This is a genomic window from Oribacterium sp. P9, from assembly GCF_046365365.1.
Taxonomy (GTDB): Bacteria; Bacillota; Clostridia; order Lachnospirales; family Lachnospiraceae; genus Oribacterium.
In genome coordinates, this window is the sequence record NZ_JBKEIS010000006.1 from 105983 (window position 1) to 128285 (window position 22303).

Consider the following 22303-nt stretch of genomic DNA (forward strand, 5'->3'; position numbering starts at 1 on the left):
GTGTTCGGCCAATGCAGGCATCACGCATCTGGTGGCTCCGCGCGAGCCGTAGCGAAGCGCGCTAAGCCGCCGCGGCGCTGCATCTGTCGGCGCAGGATAGTGCACTGCCTATACGTCGTCTGGTCGCAGCGCCCGGGCAGCGTCACAGCTGACGCAGAATATGCTCCTTCACAGCGTCGAGCGGGCTCTCTTTCCACGCACCCTTCTCGGCTTCCGCCGCGAGCGCCATGATGACGCTTAAGTCCATGTGCGCGCCCTCGACGTAGCCGTCCGGCTCCGAGCTGTAGAAGTAGCCGTTCCAGGTCTCCTCCGACGCGTCCCGGAAGCGCTCCGGCTCGAGATAGAGCATCTTCCGACGCTCCTCCGCGATGAACGCCTGCGCCGACAGTGGTGCGAGCCGCGCATACTCAGCGGCAGAGACATTGGAAAAAATGGAAGGAAGCGGGGCCACGTCGATCCGCTCCTCGCCACGCACGATCCGGATACCGAGCGCCTCGAAATCCATGCGCTCCTCCGTGAACAGAAGCTTCAGCAGCACGCCGGTGTCCGTGTACGGATGCACCCGCTGATAATCGGTGTCGAAGATGAAGTTGCCGAGGGAGTAGAAGATGGCCTTGCCGTCGTCGAAAAGCTCATAATTCTCCGGGACATGCGGGTGATGCGCCACGACGACGTCCGCGCCGAGCGCGAGGTAGCGGAGATAGCGATCGCGCGTGTACGGACTCGGCAGACTCGTGAACTCCTCACCGCCATGCGACACGACCACGCACCAGCGACAGCGCGCCTTGATCTCCGCGATACGCCGCGCGATCAGCTCGAAATCATCCCAGCGGAAGGTCCCCGGCTCTGTCGCCGTGGCCGGGATACACTCTGCCTGGTACGCCACGCAGATCATGCCGATGCCGCCTGCCTCCTCGAGGTAGACCGGCTCCGACGCCTCCGTCTCGTTCATGCCCGCACCCAGCGTCCGCGCCCCGATCGACGCCGCGCACTGCTTCGTGCTCCGCACACCCTCGACGCCCGCGTCCATCGTGTGGTTATTGCCAATGCTCCAGATATCTGCGTGCATGGCTTCGAGGACGCGCGTCGCCGCCGGATCCATACTGTGGAAGAAGACCCCGCGGGAGCCGTCATCCACCGCGTCGATCAGCGCACCCTCGACGTTCGCGACGGTGTGATCCGCGCTGTGGAAAAACGCAAGCACCGGCTGCGCGAGCAGATTCGGATCCTCCCAGCGCTTATCCATGTACCGGTCGAAACCGATATCCCCGGTGAACACGATCGAAGTGGAAGATTTCGGATGATTACCAGCACCCGCCGTAGCGTGAGGCGTACCTGCCTCGTGACTACGCGTGCTGCTCGTCGTGTGGGTTGCGCCTGCCTCGTGATTGCACGTGCTGCTCGTCGTAGGATCGAGAGCCATAGAACCTCCTTATGCAAAAAAAGAAGCAGGAACGGAAGAGCAGCGCATCAATGCGCCATGGTCATGGGTTCTTACTTCTGCCAGGTTATCGAAATGCTATGTGGATATCTCAACACGGTTTATTAAAAATGGACAAAACCGGATAGACATCAAGTAGTATTTTAATGAAAATGAATACATCTGTCAATACACATAACGCTTAGGCATGGCATGGCAAGTACGGGAGGAAAATTGTGAAAAAAAGATCGGTCGCACCGTTTGGTGCGACCGATCTCTGCATCAGCCGTTTGCGGCTTCACTTGTTTTGATTCTGTCGAGGATCGCGAGGCGTTCCTCCTCTGTGAGGACATGCTTGCCTTCGGAGGTTTCACGCGGGTCATCCGCAGGGATTTCGACCACGCCTGGGATCGTGCCGTGTGGTTTATCAGCTTCTGTGGTTGATTCAGCAGCAGTGGAGGAGGCAGCGGTGCCGGCTTCTGTAGAAGCTGCGCTGTGGTTCTTGTCGGCTGCCTGCTCGGATTTCGGCTTGTCCGTGCCGTCAGAGGTTTTGCTTCCCTTCGTGCGATCGGTTCCAGCGCCATTTGTTGACTGAGCTGCATCTCCAGACTGCGCTGCGCCCTCTGCTTCACCTGACTTGTCTGAGCCCGCCTGCGCTTTCCCAGCGGCCCCACCAGCCAGATTTGCGGCACCGGTCTGTCCGGCCGTGCCCGGCTTCTGTTTATCGCCTGTACGTCCCGGCTTCTCCGTAGCCTTCGTGGCTTCCAGTGCGGTCTCCGCGGCAGCTTCGGCGATCCTTCCATCCTCGTCGAGTGGGAGACGCTTACCATTTTCGTCGGTCGGGCCGACGTAAGCGACGGTCTTGAAGTCATCGAGTGCAGCCGGGAGCTCGAGGTCACCGCCGAAGAGGATGCCCTGAAGGCCCGCGGCCTGCTCCTTCGTACCGAAGCTGATGATGAGATTACCATCACGGTCGGCGGAGAAGTGGTCGTTCACCGGCACCACCGAGCGGGTAGAAGAGCTGTACGGATTGTTCGCTGTGATGCGACCGAACGGCTTCGTGCCGTCACCGGTCGCGATGTAGAGATCGTTGTCACCGGAAGCCAGCATGTAATCGACACCGACGATGCCACGGAAGAAGTCGCCGGCCACATGCTCGCTGTGACGCACGATGCCATCATCCGCGCTGTCATCCGCCAGCCGCATCTGGTTCTTCCCAAGTGCATAGGTGTAATCGTTCAGGCGGTTCAGCCCCGCGACCGGGATATAGTGGAACTCATCGAGGGCTTCCACCGCCGGATCCAGCAGCGGCACCTCGTCCGCAGTATAGCCCTGCGCGTTCGCGACCTTCTGATCGATGAACTTCTGCAGCGTATCGGCGAGGAAGCCCTGGCCAGCGTCGTTCAGGTACAGGCCCTCGACGGTGTATTTCTGTATCGCTGCCTGGGCCGCCTTTACCTGTCCATCTGCATCGTCAGCCTCTTCCGTAGCCGAAGCCACGGCCCCATCGGCCCCAGAGCCAGCGGCCATCGCGACGGCCTTCTGTGCAATCTCCGACGTCGTGGCGCCTTTTCCCGCGCCCTCCGGGTCCAGCATCTCCATGCCGACGTTCACGACATCCGCGTGGTACTGCTTTGAAATCGTGCGGAGCGTCTCCGTGTTCTCATCCGCGAAGCCGAGCTCCGGGCTCGTCAGGGCCTGGCTGGAGAGGAGAGAAATCACCGAGCACTGCCGGTACTTCTCGCGCAGCCCGCGGAGCACCGCCTCATACCAGGTCGGGAACTGCGACGGATCATCCGTCATCCCGAGGCTCACGATCGCGAGATCGTACTCATCCTTCCGGAACGCGTGGGACATCGTGTTGTTCCAGCCCTCCGCCGAGATCGTCCCGTCCTTCGACACCTCCACGCGGCCGTCCCCGACCATCTCCGCGAGCATCGCCGTCGCCGCACCATCCGGCTGCTGACGAAGCGACGCCCATGCCCCGAAGCCGCCATTCTGCTCAGACAGCGAAACATTCGTCAGCTCCACGGTCACACCGTACTTCATCGCCAGCGACGCCTTCAGCCGCTGCGCCCAGGAACGCGCCGCCTGCGACGCACCCATCCCGGCACCATAGCCATCACCGACCACCAGCACACGCACCGGCAACTTGTCCTGCAGCCGCTGGTAGAAGCTGTCGTTCAGCTGCCGCTCGAGTGAAAGCAGCTGCTGATCGGAGAGCCTCTGCTGCGTCGCCTGATCGAACACCTTCTTATTTTCCGCACGCGCCCACTCCTGGTACGCCGCCTGCGTCTGCCGGTCATGGTAGAGCACGACCCCCGTCGCACCCACGATCAGCACCGCCAGCACGACCCCGCCGGCCTTCAGCAGCCCCGGATTCACCGAACCACGCTTATCACTTCTCATTAAACGAACCTCCCACACATCGGGCATCATCTCTGCCCGGTCCCTACGTACCATTCTAGCGCAGCCGCTCAGTGAAAGAAACCATAATTATGTGGCATTTTGTGCCCACTGCGATATACTATAAAATCGAGGTCCGTCCACACGGCCTCGCAGCACGACATCCAAGTCCGTCTGCACGGCTCGTGACATATCATCCCGATCCAACCGCACGGCCTCGCCACACGTCATCCCGCTGCCACGCGCAGCTCAGCATAGGAGAGAGCATATGAAAAACGAAAACCACTCGAAGGAACAGCTTCGGCACCAGCGCCGTCGCCCGATGCGCATCTTCGTCGGCGCGATCCTCTGCATCGCCGCCGTCGGTTCCGCCTGGACGATCAGCCAGTACCGCGCGCGTAAAGCCACAGAGGCGGCCAATGCAGACAACCCGGTCTACGGGACCGAGGACACAGCTGCACTGGCGAACCAGCAGCTCGCAGATGCCGGCATGACTGAGGACGCCGACGGCAAACTCGGCCTCGAGGGCGTCACCCTCGACACCGACTACCTCGCGCAGATGCTCGAATCCGCAGCGGCAGAGCAGCAGGCGAACCAGTCGAAGCTCGTCGAGATCAACTGCACGAAGAACGCCGACGGCACCCTCAGCTATACCGTGAACGGCGACGCTACCGCGCGCCCACACCTCTTCAACCTCGACGAGTTCAGTTACAATGGCGTACATTATAAAAGGAACAGTGCCGTCAAGGCCTGGCTCATCCTCGGCGTCGATAATAAGGGCTCGCTCCAGTACGACCGTGACATCTCGGAGATCGGACTCTCTGATGGTATCTTCCTCGTCGCAGAGAACACCGCGAACAACAGCGTCCACATCATCCAGGTACCACGTGACACCATGACCGAGGTCACCGTCACCGACGAGAACTCGAACCCGATCGGCACCGAGATCAACCACCTCACCCGCGCATGGATGTACGGTGATAACCACGCGAAGTCCGGTGACTACGCGATGAAGGCTGTGTCCGGCGTCTTCGGCGGCCTCCCGATCGACGGTTATATGGCCGGCTCCATCGACATCATCAACGAACTGAACGACTACGTCGGCGGCGTCGAGGTCACCATCGAGGGCGACGACCTCGCGAAAGCAGATCCGACCTTCGTGAACGGAAAAACCGTCAAGCTCGAAGGCGACATGGCCGAGCGCTTCGTCCGTTACCGTGACAAATCCGTCGACTTCAGTGCCATGACCCGTATGGACCGCCAGCGCCAGTACGCCATCGCCTTCGAACACGCGATCATCGCGAAGCAGAAGAAGGAAAGCAATGCCATCGCCGGTATGTTCGACCTCATCGAGGACAACATCGAAACCAATATGGACCGCACCAGCTACCTGAAGATCGCGATGGACGTCGCCCTGAAGGATAAGCCACTCTCCGAAAGCGACTTCTCAAGCTTCGCCGGTGAGAATAAAGTCAATACCGTCGAAAATCTCGACGAGTTCTGGCCGGACTACGCCGACGTCGACCAGCTCACCCTCGACCAGTTCTTCCGGAAGGTGTGAGGGTTTAAACGAATATACGCTGTAAGGGCCATACGGTGTAAGACTTTAATGGCGAATATATGTAAGGCTTTACGGCTTATAGTAAGGCTTTAACGGCGAATATATGTTTGACACATATATGGTCGAATGGTATTATATTAATAGAAGTGCTACCGATAGACGGTTGGCCCTTAAATTTGATAGTTACAAAAGTAACCGCCAACGTTTTCTCAGGACCTGGCGGTTATTTTTGTGCCTTTTTATTGCTTTCGGAACCCATTGCGTATCCAAGCGCAAAGCATGTAATACACAGGCTAAGGATGGATATGAACAAATCAGTTGTCAGCATAACACAATCCCTCCTTTCATAAGATTTCTGCGAACAGATTTCTATGTGATCAGAGGTCACAGTCCTCTGTTAGAAGGACCAACCGCCTACCGAGTATGGTAGCACTAAATATATTATAGCAAACGTTCGTTCTTCGATCAATAAGAAAAACAAATGTTTCCAAATAAAAGATGGAGATGACAGCGATGACCGAAAGAAGAAAGATGGTCAGGTGAGTGGCTGAATGGGTGACTGGCGGAGCTTGCCTCCCCTGCCGCCCACCCTATTTAAGTAGCGGTAGCGGAAGATCAGTGGGCCCACCCATGCGGCAGGGGCCGCTAATCGGAAGGGATGCCGCGCGGGAATACTGCTCGATTTTCAGAGAATCATCGCGCGCGGCCCGGAAATTTTTACTGGTGAACCGGGTGAAATAGATGAAGATGGACGGTACTATCCAATAATCGGTTGATTTCGAAATCGTGGATAATTTTAGCAACATCTATCATTTTTGTGTACGGAGCTAAACTATCTAAGATTTTCAAATAGGGCACTTATTGGATAGTTTTCTGCGAAATCAGGCATACGCATATAAGCGTACTATCGAATAATCCTCGCTTTTTGAAATAATGGATATGTATTTCTGACTTCAGAGAAGAGTTTCTTTCGGCTGATATCCAATAAAACTTCATTTTTAAAATACTGGATACGCGAGTCTGGATTCCTCTTAGAAAATAAGGTTTTTCGTGTCCAGTATTTTTGAAATCGCCTAAGAGTGGATATTTTGCAGCCACCTGTCGTGCTTTCAGTCAAAAAACATATCCAGAATTTTTATAATCAAACCATATTGGATAGGAACGTTGGCAGGGGCGGCGAAGGGGCGGCAACGGAGTACTATGTCTCCGTTGCCGCCCCTCCCTGCCAGAACTGTCACACGAATATACGTTGCAAGGTTTTAAAAGCCGATAGTTCGGGCGAAAAATTATTGTTACGAGAGTGGATCGCAGATATGTTTTCGGAGTCGAAACGGTGTGACATATACCTGCGTGGGACTAACACGAGAAAATAGGGACGAATATATATATATATATATATAAATTTCGTAATTTCTTGCGAAAATCTTAAGAAAGCTTAAACGAAACTTCCGAAAACGGTCACAAAATAGACATGACCTCTTTTCCGTACACCGGTTGACGAATTCTGCATACGGCTATAAAATCCTTAAATGAAACTGAAAAATCTATAAAGTTTATTGTTCGGGCTTTATGGACGAAACGCAGTTTTTAAAATTTATATGGAGGTAAAAATATCATGAAGATGAAAAAGCTTTTAGCTCTTGCTATGGTTGCTTGTCTTACAGTTGCTACCTACTCTGTAGGTTTCGCTGCTAACTCATCTACCAATAACAGAGGCTCTTCTTCCAGCTCCAGCAGCCATCCGCTTTCTAAGGAGTCTGAGAATTACTATGCAAGCCTTAACGCTCAGAAGACTGCAAACGGCACTGGCGTAGCTACTGTCGCTGCTGCTGATAACGCAAACGTTCAGGTTGCAACTGCTACACAGACATCCAACGGTGCTACTGTAACCATCCGTACCACTGCTGGTACAGCAGCTGCTGGCGTTCAGACAGCTCCGATGCTGATCGTTAACAACGGTACAGCAACTGTAGGCTGCTACGTAGATATGACCACTGGTCGTCCAGTGGCTACTGGTAAGACGGAGATCTATATGTCCTACAACGAGGCAGGCGTTCTCGTTTACCACTATGTAGACGCAAACGGTTTCTTCCTTACCGGCGTTCACGTAATCAATGGCGTGACCCTGAACTTCAACGCTGAGGGTACACCGATCGCTTAATCAGCACTTTTACCTACGTCCGGCGGACTCGAGCCGCTGATGTAGGGTGCGCGCACAAGGATCCCCGCATCATGGATGAAGGATGGGAAAGGCAGCAGGCGAAAGCACTACTGCCTTTCATCATGCTCATACCGCGATGACGCCTAGCGACCAGAACGTGCGCCGATACAGTTCCCGGAACCATGTTCCGAGGACTGTAACAGTACACGAAAAGGAGAGAAGAACAGCGATGTTCGACATCCACTCCCATATCATCTACCATATCGACGGCGGAAGCCACGATCTCGAGGAGTCCCTCGAGCTGATCCGGCAGGACGTCGAGCAGGGTGCCCACGCGATCATCGCGACCCCGCACTACTATGTCCAGTACCCGACCGACCCGGCGCGCATCCGCGCGAAGCTCGCGACGATCGAAGAGGCCAATGCCTCCGCCCTCGACGTACGTCTCTACGCGGGAAACGAAGTGCTCTGGTTCGACAGTATGACCGAGCGCCTGCAGTCCGGTGAGATCCTGACCCTCGCCGACAGCCACTACACGCTGATCGAGTTCTACCCGGAGGAGAGCTACCAGACCATCCTCCGCGCGATCCGAAACGTACGAAACGCCGGCTACCGCCCGATCATCGCCCACGCAGAGCGATTTAAAGCGATGCAGGAGCACGGCCTCGCGGAGGTTCGCGACCTCGGTGCCTATGTACAGCTCTCCACCGAGCCGCTGTCACATAAAGGCCTGTCCGGTCTCTTTGACCGGGAAACGAAGTTCATCCAGAAGGCGCTCCGGAACCAGGAAGCCGACTTCCTCGGTACGGACATGCACCGCGTCGACTGCCGGCCACCCGTACTCCGTGACGCGATCGACTGGATCGAGCGGAACCTCGACCGAGACTACGCCGACGCCGTCCTACAGGGAAACGCAGAAGCGATCCTCAGAGATGAAGAAATATATTAATAGGAGATCAAGTTCATGCCTGATAATACAAAGACCTCACAGCCGAACACCCCGGCCGCAAATAAGCGAAACGCCCAGAATGATGTGATCACCATCGACCTCGTGCAGCTCTTCTACGAGCTCCGTCGCCACATCGCCCTCCTGATCCTCACCACCGTCATCGGCGGCGGCCTCGGCTTCGCGATCTCACGCTTCGTGCTGACCCCGACCTACACCAGCACCTCGATGATCTACGTCATGAGTAAGGAGACGACCCTCACGAGCCTCGCGGACCTGCAGATCGGCTCCCAGCTCACCCAGGACTATAAGGTACTCGTCACCTCCCGTACCGTCATGGAGGACGTCATCCAGAAGCTCGGCCTCAAGTATGACTACGCGACCCTCCGCAGGAAGGTCACCCTCGACAACCCGTCGAACACCCGAATCCTGAACATCTCCGTGCTCGACACCGACCCGAAGATGGCGAAGCAGCTCACCGACGCCGTCGCCGACAGCGCGTCGAGCTACATCGCGGATATCATGGAGCAGGACCCGCCGAAGATCATCGAGTATGGTGAGATCCCGCTTCAGAAGACCGGCCCGAAGACCGGACGGAACACCATGATGGCGGCCCTCCTGTTCCTGCTCGCGGCTGTTGCGTTCGTCACCATCGACATGCTCACGAACGACACCATCAAGACCGAGGACGACATCGAAAACTACTTCGGCCTCCCGGTACTCGCCGTCATCCCGGAGAAGGATGCCGCCGCCGCGAAGCGCTCTGAGCAGTATAACTACGCAGCGAACCCGAAGTCCCGTAACCGAAACGTAAAGAAAGGAGCGAAGAGATGATTGAAAACAAGCATAAGATCACACTGACCCTCGCCCCGGACGACGACTTCCGCTACAGCGAGGCACTCCGTACCCTCCGTACGAACCTCATGTTCTCCGGATCCCGCGTAAAGAACATCCTGATCACCTCGACCTCCCCGAACGAAGGCAAGTCGACGATCTCCTTCGAGCTCGCCCGTGTCTTCGCCGAGTCCGGCAAGCGCACCCTCTACGTGGACTGCGACATCCGTACGTCTGAGTTTATCAAGGTACATCAGGTCAATGTCAAAACCGTGGGTCTGTCACAGATCCTCACCGGCCAGGTCCCGATCGAGGACGGCTTCTATACCGACGACGCCATCCCGAACCTCGACATGATCCTCGCCGGACCATACTCACCGAACCCGACTGAGCTCTTCGAGGACGAGATGTGCGACCGCCTCTTCCAGTTCATCAAGGAAGAGAACTATGGCATCGTGATTCTCGACACCGCACCGGTCGGTACCGTCATCGACGCCGCGATCCTCACGAAGTACGCCGACGGCGCAGCACTCGTGGCTGAGTCCGAGGTGACCTCCCGCCGCATGTTCCAGCGCGCGAAGGAGCAGCTCGACCGTACCGGCGTCCGCTTCCTCGGCGTGATCCTCAACAAGGTCAACATGACGAAGGGCGGCTACTACAACAGCTACTATAGGAAGTACGGAAAGAAGTACGACAAGTATGGCTATGGCTACGGCTACGGCCCGAGCGACGCTTCCGGAAAGAAGTAAAAAAGGGGGTTCACATGAAGGGTATCAGTTCAGAGTGGAAATGTCTCATCGGCGTGGTCCTCGTGTCCGCGATCATCCTGATCTACCTCGGTCTCATGCACCCGAGTGCGTATGCAGGACCGGACACCATCGACGGTGCCCGCGCCATGATCAGCACCGCGATCATGATGATCGCCTGCACCGGCATCTTCTGGCACCGTAATAAAGACTGATTAAGAACAGCAGCGTTTCGACGCTCCGCACAGCCGGGAATCCCGATAGGATACGGAGATGCATCCCACAGGACGGAGCGAAAAATATGCAGCGCATCCAGCACTGCATGTAGGATAGAGTGAGAGAGTATGAGCGAAAAGATCGACAGAACAACTGAAAACCACAGCACCGCGGATGCGACGCTTTCGAAACGAAAGGCCAGTCATCTCCAGCAGTCCTGGGTGATGCACGCCGGCATGCTGATGATCGCCGACGCCGGTATCCTCGTCCTCGCCTACTTCCTCGGCCTGTTCTTCCGCTTCGACCTCGCGTTCTCGCAGATCCCGACGAACTACTTCTGGGGCTACCTCTTCTCGATGCCCTACTTCATCGTGAGCACAATCACGGTGTTCTACCTCTTCCGCCTGTACCACAGCATCTGGTACTTCGCAAGCTTCGTCGAGCTCCTCAACATGATCCGCGCCTACCTGGTACTCATCGTACTGTATGCGTTTGGCGTGTTCTTCATGCATATGCACATGCCACGATCCTACTACATCATCGGCTACTGCCTGAGCTTCATGCTGCACACCGGCATGCGCTTCTTCTACCGCTTCATCCGTCTCCTCGACGGCATCGCCAGTGAGCGGAAGAGCAGTGAGCCACGCGAGCGCGTGATGATCATCGGCGCGGGCAATGCTGGCGGGATACTCATCAAGGAGCTCCTCACCAGTAAGCACCTGAAGGGGGATCCGGTCTGTCTGATCGACGACAACCTGAACAAGCAGGGCCGCGTCCTCGACGGCGTCCCGGTCGTCGGCACCCGAAACGACATCCTCCGTGCCGTACAGGAGTACGAGGTCACGGAAATCATCTATGCGATCCCGACCGCGACCGCTGCAGAGCGCGCGGAGATCCTCAACATCTGTAAGGAGAGTGGCTGTAAGCTGAAGACCGTCCCGGGCATCTACCAGCTCGTCAACGGCGAAGTCAGCGTCAGCAAGCTCCGTGACGTCGACGTCCTCGACCTCCTCGGTCGTGAACCGATCAAGATCAACAACGAAGAAGTCTTCAGTATGATCCAGGGGAAGACCATCCTCGTCACCGGCGGTGGCGGGTCGATCGGCTCTGAGCTCTGCCGGCAGATCGCACGCCACGAGCCGAAGCAGCTCGTCATCTTCGACATTTACGAGAATAACGCGTACAGCATCCAGCAGGAGCTCCTCATGGAGCACCCGGAGCTGAACCTCGTGACGCTGATCGGCTCCTGCCGGAACACCCACCGTATCAGCAGCGTGATGCAGCAGTACAAGCCGGACATGGTCTTCCATGCGGCCGCACATAAGCACGTACCGCTCATGGAGGTGAGCCCGAACGAAGCGATCAAGAACAACGTCATGGGCACCCTTAAGACCGCCCGTGCCGCTGCCGACGCCGGCGTGAAGCGCTTCGTCCTGATCTCCACGGATAAGGCTGTGAACCCGACGAATGTCATGGGTGCCACGAAGCGTATCTGTGAGATGATCGTCCAGATGATGAACCGAAAGTACCCGAAGACCGACTTCGTCGCGGTCCGCTTCGGTAACGTCCTCGGCTCTAACGGCTCCGTCATCCCGCTCTTTAAGAAGCAGATCGCAGAGGGCGGTCCGGTGACCGTCACCGACAAGCGCATCATCCGCTACTTCATGACCATCCCGGAGGCCGTCTCCCTGGTCCTCCAGGCGTCGCACTACGCGAAGGGCGGCGAGATCTTCATCCTCGACATGGGCAAGCCGGTGAAGATTGACGACATGGCCCGGAACCTCATCCGACTCTCCGGACTGACCCCGGATGTCGACATCAAGATCAAGTACGTAGGTCTCCGCCCAGGCGAGAAGCTCTACGAGGAGCTCCTCATGAACGAAGAGGGTATGACGGATACACCGAACAAGCTGATTCACATCGGCCATCCGATCCAGATGGACGACAAACAGTTCCTGAAGGACCTCGACGAGCTCGACCGCGAAAGCCGGAAGGACGTCGGGAATATACGGGATGTGATCAAGCGCGTGGTACCGACGTATCACCAGCCGGAGACGGATAAGGAACAGAAAACAGTCTAAGACGACGGTTCAGACTTGCCTAAGATACACAGTTCGTCATCAGCACATTTAAAGCAAGGGATTTCAAATTCGTTTGGAAATCCCTTTTTCAATTCATAAACAGTGAAGACAAGCGCCGCCTGAACAGGGGAACAGAGCGCGGAGGGGGAAACATGGCTTTTACAAGAAAAGATGAATTTAAAGCGTTTGATAAGAAGGTATGGCTGGCATCCCCGACGATGCACGGCGAGGAGCTCGCCTATGTGACCGAAGCCTACGAAACCAACTGGATGAGCACCGTCGGTGAGAACATCAACCAGGTGGAGAAGATCGCGGCCGAGAAGGCAGAAGTGAAGTACGCCGTCGGCCTGTCCTGCTGTACCGCAGCGCTCCACCTCTGCTGTAAGCTCGCGGGCGAGCGCTTATACGGAAAGCCGGCGATCAGCCACGGTGCACTCGAAGGCAAGCAGGTGATAGCTGTATAATAGGGACAACCAAGAAAAAGCCTTGAATTTACAAGGGTTTTCGGCTCTAAGTCAGTCCCCGTTATTTGAAAATTTCTACGGAAACTGGAGTGGGTCAGAGAATCCAAGAGGTGAAGATGGCTTCTTGGATACTCATGAATTGACCCACCATCCAGAGTAGAAAATTCTATAAGGAGGAACTGACTTAGCTCACACGCCATGTCTGGCGGTGGGCTATGGTTAAGTTTTGTAGGGATACAAAGGATTAATCAAGAGGTAATGATTTATGAATAAGAAAGCAGTTGGAACAGGAGTCGCTTGCGGAGTTTGTCTTGGGACAACAATTATTGCATATGCAATAATGTCATTATTTTTTACAAAAAGTGAAACATCAAAACTCTCAAAAAAGACGGTTTTCCAATTTGATCTTTCCACTGATATGGCAGCAACGAAAGTGGGACCTGGTGATAGCTTTGATGTAAAACCAGTTATATATAATGATGCAACCGAAGAAATGTATGTGTTTATACAAGTGGATATGCCAACAACAGCAGATGGAATTCTTTACTCATTTGATGTTGATGATGAATGGTGTGTTGTGAGTGAGGATGATGGAACAGTTGTTTATGCTTATGGAAGTACTGAGATGACAATATTGGCTCCTGGAGATAGCACAAGTGCTCTGACAAATCAGATGACCATGAAATCAATCTCAAATGCAGAGTATGCAGCTATTGATGATATTAATATTACAATCACCGGTTATGCAATGGGAACAGAGGATATGTCTACCAATCCTGTGGATGCATGGAATGAATGTAAAACAATTGGAGATATTCAATAGCCGATATTAGTCCCTAATCATCTATCGACCCAAATAAGCAACAAAAAATGACCCTCATATCACACCCGTATTCATCATTATTCACAACTTTTCACCCATCTAACCTCAAAACTACCACTCTACACAACAAAAACCACACCAGAAATGGCGGGGAAGTGAAGAAGAGAGTGGCGGCTAGCGGGAAATAGGTGAAAAGAAGGGTGGAAATGAGGATGCGGAGGAGAAAAAGGTGGGTAAAAGTGTAGTAGAGAGGTGCATATCGACACCAATCCCTAATCATCTATCGACCCTCACTTTCACCTCCAATGCCTAATCATCTATCGACCTGAGAAAAATACCTGCATATCGACACCAATCCCTAATTATCTGTCTACCTATCAACTTCACTAATCTTAATACTCGCTTTTTGGTGAGTATGACGGTGCGGAAGAGGTGGAAATGAGGGGGTTGGAAAGCGTGTGGAGGGGTGAAAATGGGGTGCATTATGACACCAATGCCTAATCATCTATCGACCTAAAAACCATGCAAAGAAGTGTGGAGAACACACTCCAAAAATAAAAAAACCACACAAAACAGTGTGGGAATAAGGAAAAGAGGAAGTGTGGGAATGGAGCAGATGAGAAGGATGGATGAGATGGTGCGGATGAGTAGGTGAGGTTAAGTAGTTGAAAAGGGATATATGACCACACCGATGGCGTGGATAAGATAAGAACAGAAAACAAGGCAAGGGGAGAACAATGATGGAAAAAAGAGTAATACCGTTTAGTCCACCGGACATTTCGGAACTGGAGATAAATGAAGTAGCGGAAGCGATGAGAAGTGGCTGGATTACAACCGGCCCTAGAACTAAAGAGTTAGAACGTAGGTTAGCAGAATACTGCCATACCTCTAAAGTCGTATGCCTGAACTCTGCCACAGCTGCGGAGGAGCTTAATTTTAGAATAGCTGGTATAGGAGAGGGTGATGAGGTCATCGTTCCTGCTTATACATACACAGCTAGTGCAAGTGCCGCCATCCACTGTGGAGCAAAAGTTGTCTTTGTGGACAGTCAAAAGGACTGTGTGGAGATGGACTACGACGCAGTGGGGGAGGCGATTACTGAAAGGACTAAAGCCATTGTGGCTGTGGACCTGGGCGGCATTGTCTGTGATTATGACAAGCTGTTTGAGGTTGTGGAGAAGAAGAGATCCCTCTTCACTCCTAAAGAGGGAGAGAGTTTAGGAGCGAGAATCCAGAGAGCCATAGGACGAGTCCTTATCTTCTCCGATGCAGCTCATGCTCTCGGTGCCTCTCGCAATGGAAAGATGGCAGGATCAATTGCCGACTTTACGGATTTCTCCTTCCATGCGGTCAAGAACTTTACCACAGCAGAAGGTGGAGCTAGTACGTGGAGAGATATTGAGGGAATAGACAATGATGAGCTGTACCATCAGTACCAGCTTCTCTCCCTCCACGGCCAGTCCAAAGATGCTCTTGCCAAGACACAGGTCGGCGCGTGGGAATATGACATCATCGGCCCTTGGTATAAGTGCAATATGACTGACATCATGGCGGCGATTGGGCTGAGACAGTTGGATAGATACGAGGGTATGTTGAAGAGGAGAGGGGAGATTATTGCTCGTTACGATGCAATGTGTGATGAGCTGGGTGTGAAGCATCTTGTCCACAGTGGCGAGAACTTCCAATCTTCTAACCATCTCTATTTAAGTAGAGTGCCGGGAATAGGTGATAAGGAAAGAAGAGAAATAATAGTGAAGCTCGCGGAGCGCGGTGTGAACTGCAATGTCCACTATAAACCTCTCCCGATGATGACGGCTTATAGAGAGTTAGGTTGGGACATTAAGGATTTCCCTAATGCGTACGAGTATTATGAGAACCTCATTACATTACCACTCCATACGCTGTTGAGCGATGAAGATGTGGAGTATGTTATTGAGAATTTCAGAGAGGTTGTTGGGGAGTATTTGTGAGTTTGTTTTTTGTCGTTGTTTAGTCGTTGTTTAGTTTGATTGGATGCTGAGTAAGAAGAAAGATTACATTTTCTGTAGTTTATTTGGAGCATACATAGCTGCCGTTGTGTGGATCACACTGTTCAGCAGAATCGGTGAAGGGTATCGAGGATTTCTCTTACCATTCCATTCCTATGTGGAAATCCTGAAAGGTAACAGGCAGTTCCTTCTTGAGAACATAGGGAATGTGATCCTGTTCATACCGCTTGGAGTTGCTTTACAGTCGATCGGCGTGAGGGATGTGAAGAAGGCTGGTTTTCTAGCTTCTCTTCTTATTGAAGTCCTTCAGTTCACCTTTGCTCTTGGAACATTCGAGTGTGATGACCTCATCCACAATACACTTGGTGCTGTTATTGGAGCATGGGTTGCTGGAAGGGTTGGTGGAGAGATAAAGCTGAATGCTGGGATGAGAAGAGTAATTCTGCTCTCCATGGTTTTATGTTCTGCGGTTCCTTTCTCCTATAGAGAAGTTCGGCACCAGAAAATGGTGAGGTATGCGGCTATATATGACCGAGAGGATGGGACAAAGAATCTACTGGTTCTGAACGGCAAGAATGGATTTGCCTGGGATACCGATGTGTATGTCAAACACCTTGATGACGGTAGTCTTCATATAAAAGGCTCGTCCGATAAAAGGTCCTGGTGGCCGATAGGAGAGCTCACTTTGGAGCCTGGCGTGTATTCGTTCTCTGGTTTATCTGGTGTTGAGAAGAACACTGTGGGATTGGAACTGGAAACCAATAATCAACGGTTCACACCAGATGTTGGCCCGGTTGATGAGGTGAAGTTCTTCTTAGAAGAAACAACAAAATTGATGGTTTATGTGACTGTATATAACGGTTGTGACTGCGATGTAATAGCCACACCGATAATTTATAAAGAGGGGTAATTTGATGATATTGAGGAAATGGGAAGACCTTCCTGAATTCATGAAGATATAGAAAGGTGAAATAAAAATGTCAATTATAGGAGTGTTAGGAGCCGGTACATGGGGAATGGCGCTGGCGAGAATGCTGAGTAATTCCGGTCATGATGTAACGGTGTGGTCAGCAATAGAAAAAGAAGTTGAAGATTTTTCTAAATCTCGGGAGCATCCCAACCTACCGGGGATGGACATTCCGGCTGCTGTTGATTTTACGAAGAGTATAGAGGAAGTCTGTACAAACAAAGATATTCTTCTTTTTGCCGTTCCATCAGTTTTTGTAAGAATCACTACAAGAACGGCAAAAGAATATATAAATGAAGGCCAAATCATCGTTGATGTGGCAAAAGGTATCGAACCAGATAGTCTTTACACAATGACACAGGTCATCAGAGATGAGATAAAAAAGCCAGTCAAGCTAGTCGCGCTTTCCGGTCCAACTCATGCCGAGGAAGTAGCGAAAGATATGCCAACCACAATTGTCTCTGCATGTGATGACCTTGAGATAGCTAAGTATGTCCAGGATATTTTCATGAACACCTGCATGCGTGTTTATACAAACACAGATGTGACTGGTGTGGAGCTCTGCGGGGCACTGAAAAATATCATCGCGCTGGCTTCTGGCATATCCACAGGGCTTGGCTATGGGGACAACGCAAGAGCAGCATTGATTACTCGTGGCATGGCTGAAATTACCAGACTAGGAAAGAAGATGGGATGCCTTGAACAGACATTCTCAGGACTTGCCGGTATCGGTGACTTAATCGTAACAGCCACATCTGTGCATAGCAGAAACAACCGTTGTGGAAATCTGATAGGCCAAGGTGTGGAAGTGAAGGAAGCCATCAAGCAAGTTGGAATGGTTGTTGAAGGGATTAACGCCATCCCAGCAGCTATGAAGCTTGCAGAGAGATATGGTGTGGATATGCCGCTCGTCACCGCTGTTGATGCTGTTGTAAATAAAGGCGCAGATCCAGGTGAGACAGTCAGAACGTTGATGGCCAGAGAAAAGAAAAACGAAATAACAAAAGTAAGAAATGACAGAGGTACAGGTATGAAGAGAGTTATTACATACGGAACATTTGATTTGCTGCATTATGGACATATTAACCTGCTGAAGAGAGCTAAGGCTCTAGGGGACTATCTAATTGTTGTTCTCTCTTCTGATGAATTCAACTGGAATGAGAAACACAAGAAGACCTATTTCTCTTATGAGGAAAGAAAGGCACTTCTTGAGGCCATTCGTTACGTGGATTTGGTAATCCCTGAAGAGAACTGGCAGCAGAAGAGAAGCGATATGCACGAGTATCATGTCGATACTTTTGTTATGGGTGATGACTGGAAGGGTAAGTTTGACTTCCTAAAAGAAGAGGGAGTTGAGGTTGTTTACCTGCCAAGAACTCCTGAAATCAGTTCCAGCAAGATAAAGAAGGATTTGTATGATGCAAATGCCGTTGATGGCGAGAGCAAAACAAGCCACGACGATATCAATACAGATCCGGGAAAGTAATTAGTTTTGGGGAGTTTTAGATGGGTTTGAGAAAATGGGAAGAACTGCCTGATTTTATGCGGACAGAAGAAGTCAGACCATACTATGAGGTGTTAAAGAAGAAGGGAGCGAGTCTTTTCTTCAAAAGAGCAGTTGATCTTGTGGGTGGCTTGGTTTTGTTGGTGTTGTTAGCCATTCCAATGGCTGTGATTGCTGTGATGATAAAACTCGACTCCGAGGGTCCTGTGTTCTATCGTCAAGAAAGAGTCACTTCCTATGGGAGGAAGTTTAGAATACATAAATTCCGCACAATGGTCTCCAATGCTGACAAGATTGGCACAGCTGTGACCGTTGGAAATGACAGCCGCATCACAAAGGTTGGTGCAAAACTTAGAGGATGCAGATTAGATGAACTGCCCCAAGTTTTGGACCTTATTAGTGGAGACATGAGCTTTGTGGGTACAAGGCCGGAAGCGGTTAAATATGTGGAGAAGTATAAGCCAGAATATATGGCCACACTGCTCCTTCCTGCTGGAATTACGAGTGAAGCCAGCATCCGGTATAAAGACGAAGCGGAATTGCTGGAAGCAGCGGATAATGTTGATAGGGTTTATATAGAAGAAGTTCTGCCGGGCAAGATGAAGTACAACCTTCAGTCCATTATGAAATTTTCCTTCATAGGAGATATTGCCACCATGTTCAGAACTGTATTTGCTGTGATGGGGAAAGATTATGAGTAATTTTGAAGAAGTATATAGAGCCGATTTACATAGATACGGTAATGACAAGATTGATAAATACATAAAACTCTGGACATATCTTTTTAGAAAGTGCCAATTCTCTCGGGGGGGGTACAAAAGATATATCATGCTCTGTTGCTTATGGTTGGTAAAAAGCATGGTATTGAAATAGATTATCCTGTTTGTATAGGCAAGGGATTCTATATTAATCATCCATACTGTATCACAATAAACGATAATGTGGTTATAGGGCGGAATTGTAATCTCCATAAAGGAGTTACTATTGGCCAGGAAAATCGAGGAATTAGAAAAGGTACTCCAACGATAGGAAATAATGTTTGGATTGGAATGAATTCAACTATCGTCGGTTCTATTCATATTGGAGACGATGTTTTAATTGCGCCTAATACATATTTGAATAGAGATGTTCCTGATCATTCAATTGTAATAGGCAGCCCAGCAAAAATAATTAGCAGAAATAATGCTACAGAATGTTACATTAATAACTTAATTGGAGAATAGAAAATGATTGAAGGATTAGTATCCATTATCATGCCATCTTGGAATACAGAAAGATTCATAGCTGAGACGATCCAGTCGGTTATCGATCAGACTTATCAGAACTGGGAACTTCTCATTGTGGATGACTGTTCTACCGATAACACAGATGCGGTCGTTGCTTCCTTCAAGGATGATAGAATTAAGTATTTCCACAATGAAAAGAACAGTGGTGCGGCGCTCACGAGAAATAGAGCGATGAGAGAGGCTCGTGGAGAATGGATTGCTTTTCTGGATTCTGATGATTTGTGGATGCCAGAAAAGCTTGAGAAGCAAATTGCCTTCATGAAGGAGCACGGGTACACCCTCTCCTACACGGAGTACGAAAAGATAGATGAGGAGTCAAAGCCCCTCAATATATATGTATCTGGTCCTGAGAAAGTCAATAAGCGCAAGATGTACAACTACGATTATATCGGCCAGCTCACCATGATGTATAGCGCTAAAGAATTTGGACTCATCCAGATTAAAGATATCAAGAAGAACAATGACTATGCGATAAGACTGCAATTGTACAAGAAACCTGGAACTTGTGCTTACCTCCTGAAGGAGAACCTGGCCAAGTACAGAGTAAGGAAGGTCAGCATCAGTCATGATAAGTTCAGAAGGAAATTCAAGAGCCATTACGATCTGTTCCATATGTGCGATGAAAAGCCTGCGGTTGTTGCTGCGTGGTACACATGCTGGAATATGTTCTACGGGGTTTTGAAGAAAAGAAATTATGAGAAGAGTATCTGATATTGGCTTGGAGCCATTTCAAAAGAGAACATGGGCTGAAATTCAATTATCTTCTGTAAAGCATAACTTTGAAGTAATTAGGCAACAAGTCGGTAACGATGTGAAGATATGTTGTGTAATCAAGGCAAATGCCTATGGGCATGGAGCTGTTCAACTTGCAAGAGTATATGAAAAGTTAGGAGCAGACTTCTTCGCTGTTTCTAATATTGAAGAAGCGATGCAACTGAGACACAGCAATATTACATTGCCGATTTTAATCCTAGGCTATACAGATCCACGTTGTGCTTTGTTGCTAGCCACTAACGATATCTCTCAATGCGTTTTTTCAGAAGGGTATGGAGAAAGCCTTGCTCAACAGGCAGTTCAAGATGGCTGTAGCGTAAAAATACATATCAAGCTCGATACTGGAATGGGAAGAATAGGTTTTCCTTGTAGAAAAGAGAATCAATTACCTATTAGCCAGATTGGCAGAGTGTGTAAATTACAAGGATTGATTCCAGAGGGCATCTTTACCCATTTCGCTTCTGCGGATGAGGGCGATTTCGGAGAGGTCTTTACAAAGCATCAGTTTAAGTGTTTCCTGAAAACCATTGAAGAGCTGAGTAGCATTGGAGTGAACTTTCAAATTAGGCACTGCGCAAATAGCGCTGCGATATTTGAATATCCCGAAATGCATTTAGATATGGTTAGAGCAGGTGTGGTGTTATATGGCTTGCAGCCTTCTTTGGAATTGAGAAATCGCGGTGATTTAGAACAGGTGATAACACTACACAGCATAATCACCCATATAAAAACAGTAGAAAAAGAAGATAGCATCAGTTATGGGCGTGAATATGTTGCAGAAGAACTAAGAAGGGTAGCAACAATTCCAATTGGATACGCAGATGGCCTTTGGAGGTCCAACGCAAAAGAAAATCTTGCAATAGAGATCGATGGGCAATTTGCTCCAGTTATTGGACGTATCTGTATGGATCAGTGCATGATCGATATTACCGATTTGGGTAATGTTCAGATAGGAACACAAATCACGGTCTATGGATTAACGCCCAAGAATTCAATAGATAGCATTGCAAAAAGAAACAACACAATAAACTACGAAATCGTCTGTGCGCTCGGAGAAAGAGTACCTCGAGTGTATAAGGAAGATGAAACAATAGTCGCTATTGAAGATAGGATTGTGTAGTCAGTATACAGGAGGATTGGAGAGCAAATGGAAAGAGATTCTTTTTTATATAAGGCGAGGAGACAATGCCAGGTAATTGCACATAAAATTATGCCTGATGAGGCAATGTGCAAATTCTATTCCAGAATTCTTCTTAAGAAGAAAGTAGACTTGAAAAATCCTCAGACGTTTAATGAAAAGATTCAATGGCTCAAACTTCATGACTATCCAACAAATCAGTTAGTAATTGATGGAGCAGATAAGTATAAGGTTAGAGCCTACGTTGAAGAAAAGGGGCTTGGAAATATCTTAGTTCCACTGATTGGACACTGGGACAAGCCAGAGGATATCGATTGGGACAAGCTGCCGGAGAAGTTCGTTCTGAAGTGTAACCATGGTTGTGCATATAACATTCTTTGCAACGATAAGAGCACTTTCGATAGAGAAGATGCAATCAAGAAAATGCGTAAGTGGATGAAGGAGGACTTTGGTGCTTTCAACATCGAGACGCATTATTCCAAAATCAAACCTCACATTACATGCGAAGAATTCTTAGGTGACTGCATCATTGATTATAAGTTTTTCTGCTTTAATGGTGAGCCCAAGTATATCTATGTGTCATCTGATCTAATCCATGATCGTCAGGCACAGATTGGATTCTTCTATTTGGATGGAACGAAGATGCCGTTAATTCGAGACGACTATGCTCCAATGGATATAGAAGAGCTGCCGCCGTTCTTTGAACAGATGAAGGAAGCTGCGAAAGTACTGTGTCAGGACTTCCCATTTGTCAGAGTGGATTTCTTCTTGGCGAATGACACCTACTATTTTGCGGAACTTACTTTCACACCAAGCGGTGGCATGATGCCGTTTAATCCGGATAAGTATGATTTGGAGTGGGGAAAATTGATAGATATATCGTCGGTCAAGGAGACCAGCTATGAAAAGTCAAGCATAGATTAGCAGAAAATTATCTTTTTTATCAGTGGCTATAAAAGGGTAACTCTAACAGAGCTCCCCAAAGGGT

General features: G+C 50.5%; 19 protein-coding genes. 17 read left to right on the forward strand and 2 right to left on the reverse strand.

What is annotated here, in order from left to right; genetic code table 11:
- Positions 1 to 142: 142 nt before the first annotated feature.
- Together ACK8P7_RS05705 and ACK8P7_RS05710 are read right to left on the reverse strand one after the other, a co-directional pair.
- Complete coding sequence (locus ACK8P7_RS05705) at positions 143 to 1423, reverse strand: CapA family protein (protein ID WP_410043258.1); 1281 nt, start codon at positions 1421 to 1423, stop codon at positions 143 to 145.
- Between the two features lie 279 nt (positions 1424 to 1702).
- On the reverse strand, positions 1703 to 3829 hold the full coding sequence (locus ACK8P7_RS05710; RefSeq protein ID WP_410043259.1) for a hypothetical protein: 2127 nt from the start codon (positions 3827 to 3829) through the stop codon (positions 1703 to 1705).
- A gap of 265 nt (positions 3830 to 4094) precedes the next feature.
- Here ACK8P7_RS05710 and ACK8P7_RS05715 point away from each other — a divergent pair, with 265 nt between their 5' ends.
- The 17 genes from ACK8P7_RS05715 (at position 4095) to ACK8P7_RS05795 (ending at position 22239) form a co-directional block, all read left to right on the forward strand.
- Positions 4095 to 5387 (forward strand): LCP family protein, encoded by a 1293-nt coding sequence (locus ACK8P7_RS05715; protein WP_410043260.1) that lies wholly within the window; start codon positions 4095 to 4097, stop codon positions 5385 to 5387.
- A gap of 1645 nt (positions 5388 to 7032) precedes the next feature.
- Positions 7033 to 7548, forward strand: coding sequence for a hypothetical protein (locus ACK8P7_RS05720; RefSeq protein WP_410043261.1), 516 nt, complete (start codon positions 7033 to 7035; stop codon positions 7546 to 7548).
- A gap of 229 nt (positions 7549 to 7777) precedes the next feature.
- Positions 7778 to 8497, forward strand: coding sequence for a CpsB/CapC family capsule biosynthesis tyrosine phosphatase (locus ACK8P7_RS05725; protein ID WP_410043262.1), 720 nt, complete (start codon positions 7778 to 7780; stop codon positions 8495 to 8497).
- Positions 8498 to 8512: 15 nt separating this feature from the next.
- Positions 8513 to 9328: a YveK family protein gene (locus ACK8P7_RS05730; protein WP_410043263.1), complete on the forward strand. Its 816-nt coding sequence runs from the start codon at positions 8513 to 8515 to the stop codon at positions 9326 to 9328.
- Positions 9325 to 10077 (forward strand): CpsD/CapB family tyrosine-protein kinase, encoded by a 753-nt coding sequence (locus ACK8P7_RS05735; protein WP_410043264.1) that lies wholly within the window; start codon positions 9325 to 9327, stop codon positions 10075 to 10077. Before ACK8P7_RS05730 ends, ACK8P7_RS05735 begins: the two co-directional genes overlap by 4 nt.
- A gap of 14 nt (positions 10078 to 10091) precedes the next feature.
- Positions 10092 to 10289: a hypothetical protein gene (locus ACK8P7_RS05740; protein ID WP_410043265.1), complete on the forward strand. Its 198-nt coding sequence runs from the start codon at positions 10092 to 10094 to the stop codon at positions 10287 to 10289.
- 129 nt (positions 10290 to 10418) lie between these two features.
- Positions 10419 to 12371 carry a polysaccharide biosynthesis protein gene (locus ACK8P7_RS05745; RefSeq protein WP_410043266.1) on the forward strand — a complete coding sequence of 651 codons (1953 nt, stop codon included), beginning with the start codon at positions 10419 to 10421 and terminating at the stop codon, positions 12369 to 12371.
- Positions 12372 to 12523: 152 nt separating this feature from the next.
- On the forward strand, positions 12524 to 12835 hold the full coding sequence (locus tag ACK8P7_RS05750; protein WP_410043267.1) for a DegT/DnrJ/EryC1/StrS family aminotransferase: 312 nt from the start codon (positions 12524 to 12526) through the stop codon (positions 12833 to 12835).
- 265 nt (positions 12836 to 13100) lie between these two features.
- Positions 13101 to 13658, forward strand: coding sequence for a hypothetical protein (locus ACK8P7_RS05755; RefSeq protein WP_410043268.1), 558 nt, complete (start codon positions 13101 to 13103; stop codon positions 13656 to 13658).
- Positions 13659 to 14398: 740 nt separating this feature from the next.
- Entirely contained in the window at positions 14399 to 15628 is a 1230-nt protein-coding gene (locus tag ACK8P7_RS05760) for a DegT/DnrJ/EryC1/StrS family aminotransferase (protein WP_410043269.1), read from the forward strand.
- Positions 15629 to 15671: 43 nt separating this feature from the next.
- The gene (locus ACK8P7_RS05765; protein ID WP_410043270.1) at positions 15672 to 16556 is read left to right on the forward strand and encodes a VanZ family protein; all 885 of its coding nucleotides are present in this window, start codon (positions 15672 to 15674) and stop codon (positions 16554 to 16556) included.
- A gap of 67 nt (positions 16557 to 16623) precedes the next feature.
- Positions 16624 to 18099 carry a glycerol-3-phosphate cytidylyltransferase gene (tagD, locus tag ACK8P7_RS05770; RefSeq protein ID WP_410043271.1) on the forward strand — a complete coding sequence of 492 codons (1476 nt, stop codon included), beginning with the start codon at positions 16624 to 16626 and terminating at the stop codon, positions 18097 to 18099.
- Between the two features lie 26 nt (positions 18100 to 18125).
- Entirely contained in the window at positions 18126 to 18818 is a 693-nt protein-coding gene (locus tag ACK8P7_RS05775; protein WP_410043281.1) for a sugar transferase, read from the forward strand.
- A gap of 141 nt (positions 18819 to 18959) precedes the next feature.
- Positions 18960 to 19340, forward strand: a complete 381-nt coding sequence (locus ACK8P7_RS05780; protein ID WP_410043272.1) for a serine O-acetyltransferase — start codon at positions 18960 to 18962, stop codon at positions 19338 to 19340.
- Positions 19341 to 19343: 3 nt separating this feature from the next.
- Entirely contained in the window at positions 19344 to 20114 is a 771-nt protein-coding gene (locus ACK8P7_RS05785; RefSeq protein ID WP_410043273.1) for a glycosyltransferase family 2 protein, read from the forward strand.
- On the forward strand, positions 20098 to 21297 hold the full coding sequence (gene alr / locus ACK8P7_RS05790; protein WP_410043274.1) for an alanine racemase: 1200 nt from the start codon (positions 20098 to 20100) through the stop codon (positions 21295 to 21297). Before ACK8P7_RS05785 ends, alr begins: the two co-directional genes overlap by 17 nt.
- 27 nt (positions 21298 to 21324) lie before the next feature.
- Positions 21325 to 22239 carry an ATP-grasp fold amidoligase family protein gene (locus ACK8P7_RS05795; protein ID WP_410043275.1) on the forward strand — a complete coding sequence of 305 codons (915 nt, stop codon included), beginning with the start codon at positions 21325 to 21327 and terminating at the stop codon, positions 22237 to 22239.
- Positions 22240 to 22303: the final 64 nt, after the last annotated feature.

What these genes read in the sequence shown, in the direction of transcription:
- ACK8P7_RS05705 (WP_410043258.1), bottom strand. Translation starts at nt 1,423, where the DNA reads ATGGCTCTCGATCCTACGACGAGCAGCACGTGCAATCACGAGGCAGGC.
- ACK8P7_RS05710 (WP_410043259.1), bottom strand. Translation starts at nt 3,829, where the DNA reads ATGAGAAGTGATAAGCGTGGTTCGGTGAATCCGGGGCTGCTGAAGGCC.
- ACK8P7_RS05715 (WP_410043260.1), top strand. Translation starts at nt 4,095, where the DNA reads ATGAAAAACGAAAACCACTCGAAGGAACAGCTTCGGCACCAGCGCCGT.
- ACK8P7_RS05720 (WP_410043261.1), top strand. Translation starts at nt 7,033, where the DNA reads ATGGTTGCTTGTCTTACAGTTGCTACCTACTCTGTAGGTTTCGCTGCT.
- ACK8P7_RS05725 (WP_410043262.1), top strand. Translation starts at nt 7,778, where the DNA reads ATGTTCGACATCCACTCCCATATCATCTACCATATCGACGGCGGAAGC.
- ACK8P7_RS05730 (WP_410043263.1), top strand. Translation starts at nt 8,513, where the DNA reads ATGCCTGATAATACAAAGACCTCACAGCCGAACACCCCGGCCGCAAAT.
- ACK8P7_RS05735 (WP_410043264.1), top strand. Translation starts at nt 9,325, where the DNA reads ATGATTGAAAACAAGCATAAGATCACACTGACCCTCGCCCCGGACGAC.
- ACK8P7_RS05740 (WP_410043265.1), top strand. Translation starts at nt 10,092, where the DNA reads ATGAAGGGTATCAGTTCAGAGTGGAAATGTCTCATCGGCGTGGTCCTC.
- ACK8P7_RS05745 (WP_410043266.1), top strand. Translation starts at nt 10,419, where the DNA reads ATGAGCGAAAAGATCGACAGAACAACTGAAAACCACAGCACCGCGGAT.
- ACK8P7_RS05750 (WP_410043267.1), top strand. Translation starts at nt 12,524, where the DNA reads ATGGCTTTTACAAGAAAAGATGAATTTAAAGCGTTTGATAAGAAGGTA.
- ACK8P7_RS05755 (WP_410043268.1), top strand. Translation starts at nt 13,101, where the DNA reads ATGAATAAGAAAGCAGTTGGAACAGGAGTCGCTTGCGGAGTTTGTCTT.
- ACK8P7_RS05760 (WP_410043269.1), top strand. Translation starts at nt 14,399, where the DNA reads ATGGAAAAAAGAGTAATACCGTTTAGTCCACCGGACATTTCGGAACTG.
- ACK8P7_RS05765 (WP_410043270.1), top strand. Translation starts at nt 15,672, where the DNA reads ATGCTGAGTAAGAAGAAAGATTACATTTTCTGTAGTTTATTTGGAGCA.
- tagD (WP_410043271.1), top strand. Translation starts at nt 16,624, where the DNA reads ATGTCAATTATAGGAGTGTTAGGAGCCGGTACATGGGGAATGGCGCTG.
- ACK8P7_RS05780 (WP_410043272.1), top strand. Translation starts at nt 18,960, where the DNA reads ATGGTTGGTAAAAAGCATGGTATTGAAATAGATTATCCTGTTTGTATA.
- ACK8P7_RS05785 (WP_410043273.1), top strand. Translation starts at nt 19,344, where the DNA reads ATGATTGAAGGATTAGTATCCATTATCATGCCATCTTGGAATACAGAA.
- alr (WP_410043274.1), top strand. Translation starts at nt 20,098, where the DNA reads ATGAGAAGAGTATCTGATATTGGCTTGGAGCCATTTCAAAAGAGAACA.
- ACK8P7_RS05795 (WP_410043275.1), top strand. Translation starts at nt 21,325, where the DNA reads ATGGAAAGAGATTCTTTTTTATATAAGGCGAGGAGACAATGCCAGGTA.